Source organism: Acidipropionibacterium thoenii DSM 20276 (genome assembly GCF_000423445.1).
GTDB classification, from domain to species: Bacteria; Actinomycetota; Actinomycetes; order Propionibacteriales; family Propionibacteriaceae; genus Acidipropionibacterium; species Acidipropionibacterium thoenii.
The window spans coordinates 46784-61814 of the sequence record NZ_AUHZ01000013.1; the positions used below are offsets into that span (position 1 = coordinate 46784).

Genomic DNA, 15031 nt, shown 5'->3' on the forward strand with positions numbered 1-15031 from the left:
TCCTCAGTGGACCATCGTCTGGCCGCCCGTGACGGGAATCGCCTGACCCGTCTCGTACTGCTGCTCCACGGCATAGCACACCGCCCGCAGGACATCCTCGGGGCGGCATCCCCGTCCCATCGGCACCTTCGACCGGTACGCGGCCAGCACATCCGCGACGGTCCGCGCCCCCGGCACCTTCCCGGCCCGCAGGTACTGGACGAGCAGTCCGTGGTCGGGGTCCTGCCACAGCGGCCCGTCCAGAAAGTTCCCCGGACACACCGCATTGACCTTGATCCCGCTGTCCACCAGCTCCAGGGCGAATGACTGGGTGAGTCCGATTCCGCCGAACTTGCTGCCCGAGTAGGCGAAATTGCGCCCGGAGCCGGTCAGACCGGATTTGGAATTGATCTCGACGATGTCGCACCAGATTCCCGGGTTCGCCGCGTGCTGGGCGGCCATCACCGGCGTCACCGCCTTCACCCCGATGAAGTAACCCCGGTAGTTCACCTGGGTCACCGCGTCGAAATCGCTCAGCTGCTGTTCCACGACTCCTCCCGCGCGCACCACACCGGCGTTGCTCACGTAGACGTCCACCCCGCCGAGAGCGCGCACCACAGACTCGATCGCCACCGTGGTGGACTCCAGATCGGCGACATCCATCGTCACTGGCAGCACCCTGCTGGCCGGGAACTCCTCGCCGATCCGGGAGGCCGCATCCCGGGCGGCCGGCCCGTTGAGATCGGCCACCACCACATGTGCTCCCAGACGGGCCATTCCCTCGGCGATCCCGAAACCGAAGCCCTGCGCGGCCCCGGTGACCACGACGATCCTGCCGGCCATCGCTCCCGAGGCCCGCGGGTACGCCACCCTGAACTCGGCCACCCCGGGCAGCACGATCCGGTCGGGAGGAGCGCCCTGGCTGGTCCGGTACTCCCGTACCGCTGTGACGGCCAGTTCCGCAATGTCCTTTGCAGCGGACCCGTCCATCGGCAGAACAAGGGTGCGGCGGCCGGGGCCCAGTGTCCCCTCGCTGCCGGACCGATCCGAGCTCGTCGAGATCACCGGCAGCACACCCTGCTGGGCCAGCGCGCCACGCAGCGAGGGTGCCAGAACAGTCAGCCCGGAATTCTGGCAACCATCACTGCGAGATGTCTGACTAGTTCTCATCGAACGGGTACCCCTTCGGCACTGGAGGACGACACCCGGACAGTCTGCTCCGGCCCCGCTCAACCGGGCAACGCGCATTCATTCAGAACTTTTCCAACACCTGGAACACCACCGATTCAATGGAGTGGCCGATTCCGTGGTGCGAGCTGTTACCTTCATGGGGTCGGCGATTGCCGAGGCGACAAGGACGACGTCAAGGAGGTGGGTGCGCATGAACCGCGAGGCCGCAATTCTTCGCCAGTTGGAAATCACACTCACCGTCACGCCGGAGGATCTCGCCGAACGGTTCTCCCTGGGGCGGCGCAGTATCGCCAATGCGGTGGCCCGGCTCGACGATCTGCTCGGCAGCTCGGCGGCGATCCGGCTCGAGGAGGGCCGCTACCGGCTCTGCATCGTCGACGCCCATCGCTACGGGGCGATCCGGGACCGCCTGATGGCCGCCGACGACTCGCTCAATGATCCCGAGCACCGCTGCGCGATCATCTACCGCGAACTGCTGCGCTCCGCCGGACCGGTGCGGGTCGAGGACCTGGCCCGCACGATGTCGGTCTCCCGGACCACCGCCGCCACCGATCTGGCTCACTTGCGGTCGAGGCTGACAGCTCATCTGGTCACCATCGAGGGCTCCCCGAACAGTGGGGTGCATCTGGCGGGCGAGGAGCTGAACCTGCGGATGGCGGGACTCACGCACTTCCCCAAGGTGCTGTGCGACGACGATCCGCTGGATGACGGCACCGCCGAGGCCGCCCATCGGATCTGCACCGAGGACCATCTCAGCCGCGAGGCCACCCGGACGGTGCTGCGCTGGCTGACCATGAGCATCAATCGGTGCCGCTCCGGTCACGTCATCGAGAGCCTCCCGGCGGAGTTCTCACAGCTGGAGGGCACTCCGGCCGACGACTTCGCGGCCTCCCTGCTCAGCGCCGTCTGCCCGACGGCGGGGCTGAGCCTCCCGCTGGCAGAGCGACGGTTCCTCGCGATGTCGGTGGCCGGTATGCGCACTCCCGACGACCCGGTCGGCCGTCAGCTCTTCCCCGCCGACGACGAGATGCCCGATCTGGTGGACGCGATCTTCACGCGGATCTCGCTCCAGATGGGACTTCACGTGTCGGCCAGCGAACTCACCGACGAGTTCGCTCACCATCTGTCCTTCATGCTCAGCCGAATGCGCTTCCGGATCAGCGTCGACGCCGCCGCGGTGGCCGATATCCGCGGCCAGTACCCGGTCGCCTATCGGATGGCCGAGATCAGCCGGGATGTCCTCCAGGAACGAACCGGACTGGCCATCAGCGATTCCGAGGTCGGTCTGATGGCCGGCTACCACCAGGTCTTCCTGGACGCCTACGAGAGGCAGCAGCGCACCCACCTGCGGGTCGCAGTGGTCACCTCCACCGGACGGGTCTCCGGACACCTGCTGCGGATCCAGGTCAGCAAGGTACTGCCCGAGGGTACGAAGTTCCTGATGCTCTCGGCCGACCGGGTCGACGACGCGGCGCTGGCCGGGGTGGATCTCGTCATCTCCACCCCAGCAGCGATGTCCTCTGCTCCGCCGGCCGTCAACTGCGCCACCTCCCGTCCCCCGGTCATCGAGCTGGGGCAGGTCTTCGACGAGGCGGAGCTCGTCAGGCAGCTCTCGCGCATCAGGTTCCGCCGGCAGGCCGACCTGCAGCTGGCGGGCGCCGGCCCCTCCCTGCTGGTCTCCATGCTCGACCCGGACAGGTTCCTCGCTCTGCCGGCCGGGACCGACTACTGGCAGGCGACCACTGTGCTGGTCGACCGGCTGGACTCGCTGGGGCTGGTGGACAGCACCTTCGGCGCCGCGCTCGAGGAGCGCGAGAAGAACGCGACCATGGTTCTCAACGACCAGGTCGGCTTCCCCCATGCCACTATCCCGGGCGCCGACCAGGTGGCCTTCGCGATGGCCGTGATCCCGCACTCCCCGCACGAGCAGGGCGTCCGGGCCGTCTTCGTGATGGGCGTCCCGGACAAGCGCGACTACGACGACACCATCCTGATCGCCGTCTACGACGAGATCATCCGACTCGCATCGGCACCGAGCCTGCTCACCGCCATGAGCCGACTCACCAGCCATGAGCAGCTGTTCTGGTTCATGGCCAACCATCCCACCGGATCCCACCAATGACGGGAGCACCCATGTTCTGGCCCATCCTCATCGCAGTGGCCGTGATCTACCTCGCGAACTCGCTGCTGGCCATCCGCCAGATGAAGAACTTCGCCGATGCTTACACCTCCATGCGTCGTCGCGGAAGGGTCGCCATCGGCAAGCAGAAGAACGCCCTCAGCTCGGGGGCGATCGTGATGTTCCTGCTCGACGATGAGGACCGCATCCTCGCCGGCACCCGGCTCACCGGCCTCACCGTGCTCTCCCGGTTCAAGGACTTCCCAGCCTTCGACGGGCAACCGGTCGCCGGGATCGACGCCCGGAGCGTCAAGATGTCGGCCAGCATGCGCCGGGCGGTGATCAATGCGAGGGACAACTTCCTGGTCTGTCAGCAGGGAGGCGAGCCGGTGGAGCCGCCCTCGCCGCTGATGAAGGTGATCAATCGGATCGATGCCAGGATCGGCGGCCGACGTCGCCACCGGCCCTCAGTCGGCGTCGCGACCGGCTCACCGGTCCCGGCCTCCCAGCGGGTCGTGCACCGTCGAGGGCTGGCCTCCACCGACTAGTCCCCACCCCGCGAGCACCTGCAGCGGTGCGGCCCCGGGCCGCACCGCAGGGGCAGTGCGCTCCCACCATGACTCCTCACTGCCGTGAGGGAAGAAGAATCCGCAACTCCACAAGAAGGAGACGACCATGAATTACGTGGTCTCGGCCGCTGAATGGTTCATCGGCCTGTTCCAGGAAGGCGCGAAGACGTTCATCTCCTGGATGGGCAGCATCGTGCCACTGGTGCTCATGCTGCTCATCGCGATGAACTCGCTGATCCAGCTCATCGGAGAGGAGCGCATCAACCATTTCGCCCAGAAGGCCGGCAACAATGTCGTCAGCCGTTACCTGCTGCTGCCATTCATCGGCGCATTCATGCTGTGCAACCCCGCGGTGTTCACCCTCGGCAGGTTCCTCCCCGAACGCTACAAGCCGAGCTACTACGCCGCCACCGCACAGTTCTGCCACACCAGCAACGGCATCTTTCCGCACATCAATCCGGCCGAGCTGTTCATCTGGCTCGGAATCGCCCAGGGAATCACGAAACTCGGACTGCCGACCGGACCGCTGGCGATCCGGTATCTGCTGGTCGGCGCGCTGATGAACTTCATCGGCGGGTGGGTCACCGAACTTACAACCCACTACGTCAGTAAGCAGCAGGGCATCATCCTGCCGAAGACCATTGACGGGGAGATCATCCACGTCAACCAGATGGCGGAGGCCTGAGCACCATGACCGAGTTCCATTCCATCATCGTCTCGCGTGGCCACGGCGGCTTCGGCGGACCACTCACCATCACCCCCACGGCCGAGAAGCACACGCTGGTCTACATCGTCGGCGGTGGGATGAGACCTCCCGTCGTCGACCGCATCGTCGAACTCACCGGGGCTGACGCGGTCAACGGCTTCACCAGCTCGGTGCCCGATGACCAGGCGATGGCCGTGGTCATCGACTGCGGCGGCACCCTGCGGTGCGGCATCTATCCCAAGAAGGGCATCCCCACCATCAATGTGCTGCCCACCGGCAAGACCGGCCCGATGGCCCAGTACATCAACGAGGAGATCTACGTCTCCGCGGTCGGCGTGGACCAGGTGGAGCTCGCCGACGACGCCGTGGGAGTCTCACCGGCCGCTGTGAACTCACCTGCCGGCCAGAACTCCTCCTCGGCCCCCAGCGGTCCCCGGGCCGGCACCGCCGGTACCGTGCAGGGACAGTGGTCGAGCGACAAGAAGATCTCCGAGACGGTGGCCGCAAAGCCGAGGAAGTCGTTGATGGAGAAGATCGGTCTGGGCGCCGGCCGGGTCATCTCGACCTTCTTCCAGGCGGCTCGCGACGCCGTCCAGACGATGCTCACCACGATCATCCCGTTCATGGGTTTCGTCGCCATGCTGATCGGCGTCATCAACGCCTCAGGGTTCGGCACCTGGTTCTCCAAACTGCTGACTCCGCTGGCCGGCACCGGCTTCGGCCTGATGGCCCTCGGGTTCATCTGCTCGCTGCCCTTCCTGTCCCCGCTGCTGGGTCCCGGAGCGGTGATCGGCCAGATCATCGGCACCCTCATCGGCGTCGAGATCGGCAAGGGCACCATCCATCCCAGCCTCGCTCTCCCGGCGCTGTTCGCCATCAACACCCAGAACGCATGCGACTTCATCCCGGTCGGCATGGGGCTGTCCGAGGCCAGGCCTGAGACCATCGAGGTCGGCGTGCCGAGCGTGCTCTACTCGCGGTTCCTCAACGGCGTCCCGCGGGTCGCCGTCGCCTGGCTCGCCAGCATCGGCCTCTACGCGTCCTGAGACACATCCACATCACGATCTGGAGAGAGATCATCATGCCGGTCATCTACCGCAACACCATTCGCTCAGTCGGGTCGGAGGCCTCCTCCTTCCTGACCCAGAAGATGCTGGTCACCTTCGGCGACCAGGCGCCCGAGGGGCTGCGCGACTTCTGCTACGCGCTCCCCGCAGCGACCTGCACCGGGACCATCAAGGTCGGCGACACCGTCCTCATCGACGGGCGGGCCTTCCCGATCACCGCCGTGGGGGAGGTGGCCCAGCGCAACCTCGACAGCCTGGGCCATGTCACCCTGGTCTTCGACGGCGCTCCCGACCCCCGTCTGGACGGAGCTCTGCACGTCGCTGCCGGCGACCTGCCGAGCCCTCAGCAGGGCAGCACGATCGTGATCGAGTCGGCGTGATCCACGTCACTCTGCGGGTCGGACACCCTGCCGGGGTACACGCCCGGATCGCCGCCCAGGCGGTCCTGCTGGCATCGCGGTACTCCGCCAGCGTGTTCGTCCGCACCTCCGGCGGGACCGCCAGTCTCAGGCGGTTGGCGGACCTGCTGGCGCTGGACATCAACCAGAACGAGACCGTCGAGCTGGTGGCCGACGGTCCCGACGAGTCGGCGGCCCTCCACAGCCTCAGCGCATTCCTGAGGGCCGCCGACGACAGCACCGAACACCTCAATGATGGAGAACACAATGAGTGACGAGATCATCGCACGAGCCCTGGCAGACGCAGGGGACACCGATGTGGTCGAGGTGGGCCGAGGGGTCACGAGCAGGGCGGGCGGGATCATCGCCGAGGCCCTGGCCCGGCAACCCGACGGACGCCTGGCACCGGTCCTCATCGTCGCCGACCAGCGCACCTGGGAGGCTGCCGGCAGGACGGTCGCCGAGTCCCTCACCGCGGCAGGCGTACCACTGACCGACCCCCTCCTGTTCCCTGCCCTGCCGATTCCCTACGCCTCCCTGGACAATGCCCACACCATCGCTGAGACACTGCGCTCCCTCGATCGCAGTGGGCACGCGGAGGTGGTCCCGGTGGCGGTCGGCTCCGGCACCATGAACGACCTCACCAAACTCGCCTCCCATGAGCTGGGACGCCGCTACGCGGTGGTCGGCACCGCCGCCTCGATGGACGGCTACACCGGCGCCGGGGCCCCGATCTCCGACAAGGGGGTCAAGGTGACGATGAACTGCACCGCACCCAAGGCGGTGGTCTTCGACCTCGATGTCGCCGCTGCGGCGCCGGCCGCGATGACCGCCTCGGGTTACGGCGACCTGGCCGCCAAGATCCCCGGCGGTGCCGACTGGATCCTGGCCGACGCGGCGGGAGCGGAGGCCATGAACGACCACGTCTGGCATCTCGTCCAGTCCGGGGTCCACCAGGCGCTGGCCCATCCCGCCGACCTGGCGGCCGGCATTCCCGAGGCCTACCAGGGGTTGGTCGAGGGGCTCATCCTGTCGGGTCTGGCCATGCAGGTCTATGGCGGCACCCGCCCCGCATCGGGGGCCGAGCACTACTTCTCGCACATCTGGGAACTGGGTCACCTGGGGGCCGACCAGCAGGTCCCGCCCTCCCACGGCTTCAAGGTCGCCATCGGCACGGTGGCGATGCTCGCCTTCTACGAGAAATTCCTGGATCGCGACATCACCACCCTCGACATCGACGGTGCCCTGGCGAAGTGGCCCGAGTGGGAGGCTGTGGATGCCAATATCCGGGCCACCTTCGACGGCCCCCTCGCCGACCACGCGGTCGCCGAGACGCACGTGAAGTATGTGGACCGCGACGGTCTGGCCGCACGCCTCCAACGGATCATCGACTGCTGGCCCCAGACCCTGCCGCGGCTCCGGGCCCAGCTGGTCCCGGCGCGCGAGCTGGCCGACAAGCTGGCGACCGCAGGCGCTCCCAGCCGGCCCGAGGACATCGGTCTGACGGCGGCGAAGGTCAAGGACACCTTCCCGAAGGCGATGTACTACCGATCCCGCTACACGGTGCTCGACGTGGCTCGCGAGGCCGGTTGGTTCGACGAGCTCGTCGAGGAGGTCTTCGCTCCCGGCGGCCTGTGGAGCTGACTGCGGCTCAGATCCCGGCCCGAGGGTTCAGTCCTCATCCTTGCGACGGTAGGGATCGGACTCCCCGGCCGGGGCCGCATCGGTGGCCAGCCTGGCCACCTCCGCATCAGAGGCCGCCGCCCGGGCCAGCAGGTCATCCATCGACCTGGCGGTCTCGTAGCTGGCATCCCGGACGAAGGTCAGCGTGGGTGCGTAGCGAATCCCCAGCTGCTTACCCATCGTCGAGCGCAGCAACCCCTTGGCGGACTCCAGTGCTGCTGCGGTGCTGGCCTGTTCCTGGTCCGAACCCATCGCCGAGTAGAACAGGGTGGCCTCGCGGCAGTCCCCGGTCAGTCTCACCTCGGTGATGGTGGCGAATCCCAGTCGAGGGTCCTTGACCTTGGTCTGCAAGGTCTCGGCGACAATCACCTTGATCTGATCAGCAAGTTTGGCCACACGTGGATTTGGCATGACGCCGATCCTAGCCGCCGCACGGAACGACCGCCCCGCTCTCCCGAGGGAGAGCGGGGCGGTCGTGTTCAGCCTGCGTGGATCACGCCGGGGATCACTCCCGCGGCTTCTCGACCATCTCGTAGCACTGCAGCTCGTCACCCTCGTGGATGTCGGAGTAGTTCGTCAGTGTGAGGCCACACTCGAACCCTTCGCGCACCTCGGTGACGGAGTCCTTCTCCCGCTGCAGGGTGTTGATCTCGGTCTCGGTGACCACCACGCCGTCGCGCACCAGACGGGTCTTGGCGTGCCGGCGGATGATCCCGTCGGTGACCATGCAACCCGCGATGGTGCCCACCTTGGAGGAGCGGAAGATCTGACGGATCTCCGCGGACCCGAGCGACTTCTCCTCGTAGATCGGCTTGAGCATGCCCTTGAGGGCCGCCTCGATGTCGTCGATCGCGTCGTAGATCACCGAGTAGTAGCGGATGTCGACGTTCTCCTCGTCGGCCATCTTGGCGGCGTGCGCGGTCGGGCGCACGTTGAAGCCGAGGATGACCGCATTGGAGGCCGATGCCAGGTCGACGTTGGTCTCGGTGATGGCACCGACACCGCGGTCGATGACCCGCAGATCCACCTCGTCGCCGACGTCGATCTTGGCCAGGGCGTCCTCCATGGCCTCCACCGAACCGGCGCCGTCACCCTTGAGGATGAGCAGCAGCTCCTGGGTCTCGCCCTTCTCCAGCTGATCGAACAACTCGTCGAGGGTCTTGCGCCGCGAGGACTTGGCCTGCCGTGCAGCCCTCATCCGGGCCTCACGCTTCTCAGCGATCTGACGGGCCATCCGGTCGTCCTCGACGACCAGGAAGTTGTCCCCGGCGCCTGGCACCGAGGTCAGCCCGAGCACCTGCACCGGATCCGAGGGCAGCGCCTTCTCGACGTTGTCGCCCTTGTCGTTGATGAGGGCACGGACACGACCGTAGGCCGAACCGGCCACGATCGAGTCGCCGATGTTGAGCGTGCCGCGCTGGATCAGAGCGGTGGCCACCGGGCCACGGCCCTTGTCCAGGTGCGCCTCGATGGCGACACCCTGGGCGGGCATGTCCGGGTTGGCGCGCAGGTCCAGGGCTGCGTCAGCGGTCAGGATGATCGCCTCGAGCAGCTGGTCCAGTCCCTCGCCGGTCTTGGCCGAGCAGTTGACGAACATCGTGTCGCCGCCGTACTCCTCGGTGACCAGGCCGTACTCGGTGAGCTGGCCGCGGACCTTCTCGGGATCGGCACCGGGCTTGTCGATCTTGTTGACCGCCACCACGATCGGCACATCGGCCGCCTTGGCATGGTTGAGAGCCTCGACCGTCTGGGGCATCACACCGTCATCGGCTGCGACCACCAGCACCGCGATATCGGTGGACTTGGCGCCGCGAGCACGCATGGCGGTGAAGGCCTCGTGGCCGGGGGTGTCGATGAAGGTGATCTTGCGATCGTGCCCGTCGACCTCGGTCTCGACCTGGTAGGCGCCGATCGCCTGGGTGATGCCACCGGCCTCGCCCTCCACCACATGGGCGTGGCGCAGGGTGTCCAGCAGCTTGGTCTTGCCGTGGTCGACGTGGCCCATCACGGTCACGACCGGCGGACGCGGTGCCAGATCGTCCTCGTCCCCCTCGTTCTCACCGAACTCGAGGTCGAAGGACTCCAACAGCTCGCGGTCCTCGTCCTCGGGCGAGACGACCTGGATCTTGTAGTCCAGCTCGGTGCCCAGGATCTCCAGGGTCTCGTCGGAGACCGACTGGGTGGCCGTCACCATCTCGCCGAGGTTGAACAGCACCTGCACCAGCTGCGCCGGCTCGGCGTTGATCTTCTCCGCCAGGTCGGTCAGCGAGGCGCCACGGCGCAACCGCACCGTCTGGCCATTGCCCTTGTGGACGCGCACACCGCCGACCAGCGGTGCCTGCATCTCGTCGAATTCCTGCCTGCGCTGCTTCCGCGACTTGCGGCCACGACGACCGCCCGAGCCGCCGCGTCCGAAGGCACCCTGGGTGCCACGGCCGCCACGGCCACCGCGGCCACCGCCGACCGGTCCACGTGAACCGCCGCCACCGCCGAAACCGCCGGGTCCGCCGAAACCGCCGCGACCCGGACCACCGGAACGACCGCCGCGACCGCCTCCGCGGCCACCGCGCCCCGGACCGGACTGCTGACCGATCTCCTTGGACTGATGCTTGGGCATCATCGCCGGATTCGGATGCGGAATTCCGGAGCTGCCGCCGGGACGGGGCATCCGGTCGCCGCCGGGGCGCACCGTCCCGTCGTGACGTGAGGTACCCGAACGACCGCCAGTGCCCTCGGGACGACGCCGGTTCTGGCCCATCCCCTGGCTGGAGGCGAATGGGTTGTTTCCCGGGCGTGGACCGGAGCTGCGGCGAGCCCCGGGCTTGGGTCCGGGCCTGGCACCGGAGTGCGGGCCTGGCGTGGAGGTGGATCGCGAACCGCCGGGACGCGGGCCCTGGTGCGGTGCACCAGACCCGGACCCGGGACGCGGGCCCGAGCCTGTCCGTGGGCCGGCGGGATGCGGGCCGGGACGCGAGGCCGAGGTCGTCGGCCTGGTGCCCTCGGGTGCGGAAGCACCACCGCCGGCATGGCTACCACCCTGACCACGGTGATCTGTGGCCTCCTTGGAGGCCTCGGGGGTGCTGCCCCCCTGGGGGTGCGGGCCGGGCTTGATGAGCCCGGGCCGAGGGGTCACGCTGGTACGCGCCGCCGAGGAACCGCCCGGAGCGGTGTTGAAACCACTCGAATGGCCGGGACGCGGCCCCGGCGTCGGGTGCGGCCCGCCGGTGTGCGACGCGGGCCTGTGCTGCTGCCCGCCGCCGGCCGCCGGGTCGGAACCCTCGGTAGCTGTCCGGGCGGACTTGCCGGAACCGGGCTTGGTGGCGCCGGGCCTGGCGCTGCCGGATCCGGGACGACCGGCCGACCTGGCCTGACCGCCGTCGGCGCCCTGAGAGGCGTTTTTGAATTGGTCACGAACGCGCCGGACCACCGGCGCCTCGATCGTGGAGGAGGCTGATCGGACGAACTCTCCCATGTCGCCCAGCTTCCCCAAAAGCTGCTTACTTGTCAGTCCGAGCTCTTTTGCAAGCTCATAGACACGGACCTTGGCCACTACTCTCCTTCGGACCCGGCCGTGTTGGCTCGGGCCAACTAGATGTTGCGAATGCTCATTGCTGCGTACTCATCGAGTATTCATGAGCGTCTGCTCACTTTCTTGACCGCCCGCTTCCGTGAGGAGGAGGGCATAGTTCGGTGAGGTCACCGGAGGTTTCCGGCGGACGTGCGTGGACCACTCTACCGAAAAGCCCCCGTCACACCAACCTCACCCGCTCAGCGCTCCACCGGGCAGGACCACTGCGCCTCGGGTGGCACCACCCGCACCCGCCGCCGGAAGGACCGGGCGAAGCCGCCGCGCACGGCCTGCTCCCAGCACCGGGGGCCGGGGTGCAGATGGGCCCCGCGCCCGGGGTGGTGACCCAGCGGATCCCACCGGACCGTCGCGACCTCCCCGTCCCCGGCATCCAGCACGAAGCGGACCATCGACGCCGGATCGCCCTTCGCCCGGCATCCCACGCAGCTGCGCTGCGGGCGGCTCACCGCTGGCTGGGGGCCGGCCCCACGGGGTTGTCGGGCTGGATGTCGATCCGCCAACCGGTCAGTCGGTTGGCCAGCCGGGCGTTCTGGCCCTCCCGCCCGATCGCCAGCGACAGCTGGTAGTCGGGCACGATCACCCGGGTGGATCTGGTGGCCGGATCCACCACCGTGACGCTCTTGACCTTGGCTGGCGACAAGGCCGCCCCCACGAAGGTGGCCGGATCCTCCGACCAGTCGATGATGTCGATCTTCTCGTCATCCAGCTCGTGCATCACCGCGCGGACCCGCTGGCCCATCGGCCCGATGCAGGCGCCCTTGGCCGAGACGTCGGGGTTGTGGGAGGTCACCGCGATCTTGGTACGGTGGCCGGCCTCACGGGCCAACGCCTTGATCTCGACCACCCCCTGCTCGATCTCGGGCACCTCGAGGGCGAAGAGCTTCTTGACGAGATTGGGATGGGTCCGCGAGACCACCACCTGGGGGCCGCGCTGCTCCTTGCGGACCGCCACGACATAGACCCGCAGCCGACGTCCGTGGCTGTACGTCTCGCCGGGGACCTGCTCAGCCGGCGGCAGGATCGCCTCGATGGCTCCCAGATCGACCCGCACCGTTCCCTTGTCGCGGTAGGACTGCTGGACGACGCCGGTCACGACATCCCCCTCGACAGCCTGGAACTGGCCGTACTTCTGCTCGTCCTCGGCCTCACGCAGCCGCTGGAAGATCACCTGACGAGCAGTGGAGGCAGCCACCCGGCCGAAATCGGAGGGGGTGCCATCGGCCCAGCCGATGATCTCGCCGGCCTCATCGCGTTCGGGAATCAGCACTGCCACGTTGCCGGTCCTGCGGTCCAGCTCGACGCGGGCTCCGGGCTCGGGGTGCTCGGTCTTGGCGTAGGCATTGAGCAGGGCGTCCTCAAGGGTCTCGGCGAGGTAGTCGAGGGGGATGTCCTTCTCTCGCTCGATCATCCGCAGCGCGGCCAGATCGATATCCATCTCAGTTCTCCTCAGTGTTGTCAGGCTTGCGGTTGAGCTCGACCTGCACGACGGCGCGCCGGATCCGGTCGAAGGGGATCTCACGGCTGACCACCATCGGCCTGTGGGGTTTGGAGCCGGGCGCCGGGACCTCGAGGGTGACACCGGTCTGGTCGGCCGCCAGGATTCTCCCGGTGATCTTCTCCGACCTGGCACCGTCCTGGGGTTCCAGTGTCACGACCAGCAGCCGCCCGACATTGCGCCGGTAGTGCCGGGGCCGGGTCAGCGGGGTGGAGACACCGCGCGAGGAGACCTCGAGAGTGTAGGGCGCCTCACCGGTGACGGTGGACTCATCGAGGGCCCGCGAGATCGCCGAGGAGGCCTCCCCGATCTCGTCGAGTCCGGGCCCGTGGCCATCGGCGCCGTCACCGTCGACAGTGATGCGTACCAGCCGGCGCCGGCCGGCGGCCACCACGTCCAGCTTGTCGAGCTCCATGCCGAACTGGTCGAGCAGCGGCTCGATGATGCCGGCGAGCTGGTTCTCGTTCATCGGTGGCCTCATCCTGTTGTAGTTGCTGTTGTGCAGGCCATTCTAGAAGACCACCGATAGCCTTGCAGCCATGAGCTCTGCCACCCCCAGCCGACGTGCCGTTCTCGGAGTGGGTCTGGCCCTGGGCCTGGGGTTGACCGGCTGCTACCGCGTCTCCCCCCTGGTCGGAACCGGATCGCAGGCCGGCTCATCGGCGACACCGCTGCCGATCACCGCAGAACGTCGTGCCGGGGTCGCCACCGAGACCTCTCTGGCCGAGCTGGCGAGGGCCTCCGGCCTGGCCGGGATCGCAGCCGCCCACACGATCCATGCCACGGTGCTGGCCCAGGCCGATCCACTGGCCGGGCGCAATGCCGACACCACCGCGGTGATCTCCCCCACCGCTGCGCCGACGAGCGGGAACCTGATCGCCGCCGAGCGCGCCGCCGGAAACCACTACAGGACGGTCGCCACCGCTGCCAGCGACCCCGCCATGGGGCTGCTGTGGGCCAGCCTGTCGGTCTTCTGCAGCAATGTCTCCACGACCGGCCCGGCTCCCCGGACCGGCGACGTCTACCCGACGGCGCTGCCCACCGAACCGCTCCCCAGCGCCCAGCAGGTGCTGTTGAGCCGGCTCAATGCCCTGGTCACCGGCCTGGAGTGGGGTATCGGACAGCTGGCCTCCTCCGATCCGCTGCGCAGCCAGGGCCAGCAGCGGCTGCAGGAGGTCAACACCGAGCGCTCCGCGCTGCGCGAGGAGCTGCGCGCTGCCTCGGCCTCCCCCACCCCTCTGCTGCCGGGCTACCCGATGCCGGCCACCCCCTCGACCTCGGCCTCCACCAAGGACCTGTGGGTCGGGCTGGAACTGGGTGTGCTGGCCGGTTGGGGTCGGGTGGTGGCCGCCTCCTCCGGAGATCGGCGCAGCACCGCGATCACGGCGATGAGCACTCCGCTGGCCCACGCCATGGCGCTCGGCTCGGCCGTGCCCGGCTGGCCGGGCTGGGTGTGATCAGATCCACTGGGAGACGAGGTCCCAGCCGAGCTTGATCGTCAGACCGGCGACCACCACCAGGAAGACCCGGCGCACGAAGCGATTGCCGCCGCGCACCGCCATCCTGGCCCCGACGACACCTCCGACCACGTTGGCGGCGGCCATCATCAGGCCCAACCGCCACCAGATGACGCCGTCGACCCAGAACACCACCAGAGCCGCCGCATTGGTGGTGAGGTTGGCCAGTTTCGCCATCGCGCTGGCTTCCAGGAAGCCGTAGCCGATCAGCCCCACCAGGGCGATCACGAAGAAGGTCCCGGTGCCGGGGCCGATCGCCCCGTCGTAGCAGCCGATCGCCAGCCCGATCCCGACCAGCCGCAGGTACAGCCCCCGGCCCCGGTGGCGGACCCTCGACTCCAGCCCGATCGAGGGGCGGCGCCAGGTGAGGATCCCGACCCCGATCAGCACCACCAGCACGATCGGGATGAACCATCGCCGGGGCAGGTACTGCACCAGGTGCGCTCCCGCGGAGGATCCCAGGCATGACCCGGCCATCACCGCCAGGGCGCTGGCCCAGTGCACTCTCACCGAGCGCAGGTAGGCCCCCGCTGCGCTCAGCGTCCCGGCGAAGGAGGACACCTTGTTGGTGCCGGCCACGCTGGCCACCGGGGTGTCGGAGGGCATCCCCAGCAGCAGGCCGGGCAGCTGGATGAGCCCTCCCCCGCCGACCACGGCGTCCACCCAGCCGGCCAGCAGGGCCGCCAGGATCAGCAGCGCGATGACGTGCTCGGGCAGG

The 15031-nt window shown here is 68.2% G+C and carries 15 protein-coding genes; 8 read left to right on the plus strand and 7 right to left on the minus strand.

Annotated elements, in window-relative coordinates; all coding sequences use genetic code 11:
- Positions 1-3 precede the first annotated feature (3 nt).
- Complete coding sequence (locus G554_RS14970) at positions 4-1149, minus strand: SDR family NAD(P)-dependent oxidoreductase (RefSeq protein WP_161626466.1); 1146 nt, start codon at positions 1147-1149, stop codon at positions 4-6.
- 211 nt (positions 1150-1360) lie between these two features.
- On the opposite strand from G554_RS14970, the gene G554_RS0105840 reads away from it, so the two are divergent.
- From G554_RS0105840 to G554_RS0105870, 7 genes are all read left to right on the plus strand, one after another.
- Entirely contained in the window at positions 1361-3292 is a 1932-nt protein-coding gene (locus G554_RS0105840; RefSeq protein WP_027587174.1) for a BglG family transcription antiterminator, read from the plus strand.
- Between the two features lie 11 nt (positions 3293-3303).
- The gene (locus G554_RS0105845) at positions 3304-3837 is read left to right on the plus strand and encodes a transcriptional regulator GutM (protein WP_027587175.1); all 534 of its coding nucleotides are present in this window, start codon (positions 3304-3306) and stop codon (positions 3835-3837) included.
- 127 nt (positions 3838-3964) lie between these two features.
- Entirely contained in the window at positions 3965-4543 is a 579-nt protein-coding gene (gene srlA / locus G554_RS0105850) for a PTS glucitol/sorbitol transporter subunit IIC (protein WP_027587176.1), read from the plus strand.
- Positions 4544-4548: 5 nt separating this feature from the next.
- Complete coding sequence (gene srlE / locus G554_RS0105855; RefSeq protein WP_027587177.1) at positions 4549-5610, plus strand: PTS glucitol/sorbitol transporter subunit IIB; 1062 nt, start codon at positions 4549-4551, stop codon at positions 5608-5610.
- A gap of 35 nt (positions 5611-5645) precedes the next feature.
- Positions 5646-6011, plus strand: a complete 366-nt coding sequence (locus G554_RS0105860; protein ID WP_027587178.1) for a PTS glucitol/sorbitol transporter subunit IIA — start codon at positions 5646-5648, stop codon at positions 6009-6011.
- Positions 6008-6304 (plus strand): HPr family phosphocarrier protein, encoded by a 297-nt coding sequence (locus tag G554_RS0105865; RefSeq protein ID WP_027587179.1) that lies wholly within the window; start codon positions 6008-6010, stop codon positions 6302-6304. Before G554_RS0105860 ends, G554_RS0105865 begins: the two co-directional genes overlap by 4 nt.
- Positions 6297-7673, plus strand: coding sequence for a sn-glycerol-1-phosphate dehydrogenase (locus tag G554_RS0105870; RefSeq protein ID WP_027587180.1), 1377 nt, complete (start codon positions 6297-6299; stop codon positions 7671-7673). Before G554_RS0105865 ends, G554_RS0105870 begins: the two co-directional genes overlap by 8 nt.
- 27 nt (positions 7674-7700) lie before the next feature.
- Here the strand turns inward: G554_RS0105870 and rbfA are convergent, their stop codons facing one another.
- The 5 genes from rbfA to rimP form a co-directional block, all read right to left on the minus strand.
- The gene (gene rbfA / locus G554_RS0105875; RefSeq protein WP_027587181.1) at positions 7701-8123 is read right to left on the minus strand and encodes a 30S ribosome-binding factor RbfA; all 423 of its coding nucleotides are present in this window, start codon (positions 8121-8123) and stop codon (positions 7701-7703) included.
- Positions 8124-8217: 94 nt separating this feature from the next.
- Positions 8218-11262 carry a translation initiation factor IF-2 gene (gene infB, locus G554_RS14975; RefSeq protein WP_036924817.1) on the minus strand — a complete coding sequence of 1015 codons (3045 nt, stop codon included), beginning with the start codon at positions 11260-11262 and terminating at the stop codon, positions 8218-8220.
- Positions 11263-11480: 218 nt separating this feature from the next.
- Positions 11481-11747 (minus strand): YlxR family protein, encoded by a 267-nt coding sequence (locus G554_RS0105885; RefSeq protein ID WP_027587182.1) that lies wholly within the window; start codon positions 11745-11747, stop codon positions 11481-11483.
- Entirely contained in the window at positions 11744-12736 is a 993-nt protein-coding gene (nusA, locus tag G554_RS0105890) for a transcription termination factor NusA (protein WP_027587183.1), read from the minus strand. Before nusA ends, G554_RS0105885 begins: the two co-directional genes overlap by 4 nt.
- A gap of 1 nt (position 12737) precedes the next feature.
- Positions 12738-13265: a ribosome maturation factor RimP gene (rimP, locus tag G554_RS0105895; protein WP_027587184.1), complete on the minus strand. Its 528-nt coding sequence runs from the start codon at positions 13263-13265 to the stop codon at positions 12738-12740.
- Positions 13266-13335: 70 nt separating this feature from the next.
- Between rimP and G554_RS0105900 the strand changes: the two genes are divergently transcribed.
- Positions 13336-14253 carry a DUF4439 domain-containing protein gene (locus G554_RS0105900; RefSeq protein ID WP_027587185.1) on the plus strand — a complete coding sequence of 306 codons (918 nt, stop codon included), beginning with the start codon at positions 13336-13338 and terminating at the stop codon, positions 14251-14253.
- Here the strand turns inward: G554_RS0105900 and G554_RS0105905 are convergent, their stop codons facing one another.
- Positions 14254-15030 (minus strand): sulfite exporter TauE/SafE family protein, encoded by a 777-nt coding sequence (locus G554_RS0105905; RefSeq protein WP_211220410.1) that lies wholly within the window; start codon positions 15028-15030, stop codon positions 14254-14256.
- Position 15031: the final 1 nt, after the last annotated feature.

Bases quoted from the DNA above. Each gene is read 5' to 3' on its own strand.
- G554_RS14970 (WP_161626466.1), bottom strand. From the start codon at position 1,149: ATGAGAACTAGTCAGACATCTCGCAGTGATGGTTGCCAGAATTCCGGG.
- G554_RS0105840 (WP_027587174.1), top strand. From the start codon at position 1,361: ATGAACCGCGAGGCCGCAATTCTTCGCCAGTTGGAAATCACACTCACC.
- G554_RS0105845 (WP_027587175.1), top strand. From the start codon at position 3,304: ATGTTCTGGCCCATCCTCATCGCAGTGGCCGTGATCTACCTCGCGAAC.
- srlA (WP_027587176.1), top strand. From the start codon at position 3,965: ATGAATTACGTGGTCTCGGCCGCTGAATGGTTCATCGGCCTGTTCCAG.
- srlE (WP_027587177.1), top strand. From the start codon at position 4,549: ATGACCGAGTTCCATTCCATCATCGTCTCGCGTGGCCACGGCGGCTTC.
- G554_RS0105860 (WP_027587178.1), top strand. From the start codon at position 5,646: ATGCCGGTCATCTACCGCAACACCATTCGCTCAGTCGGGTCGGAGGCC.
- G554_RS0105870 (WP_027587180.1), top strand. From the start codon at position 6,297: ATGAGTGACGAGATCATCGCACGAGCCCTGGCAGACGCAGGGGACACC.
- rbfA (WP_027587181.1), bottom strand. From the start codon at position 8,123: ATGCCAAATCCACGTGTGGCCAAACTTGCTGATCAGATCAAGGTGATT.
- nusA (WP_027587183.1), bottom strand. From the start codon at position 12,736: ATGGATATCGATCTGGCCGCGCTGCGGATGATCGAGCGAGAGAAGGAC.
- rimP (WP_027587184.1), bottom strand. From the start codon at position 13,265: ATGAACGAGAACCAGCTCGCCGGCATCATCGAGCCGCTGCTCGACCAG.
- G554_RS0105900 (WP_027587185.1), top strand. From the start codon at position 13,336: ATGAGCTCTGCCACCCCCAGCCGACGTGCCGTTCTCGGAGTGGGTCTG.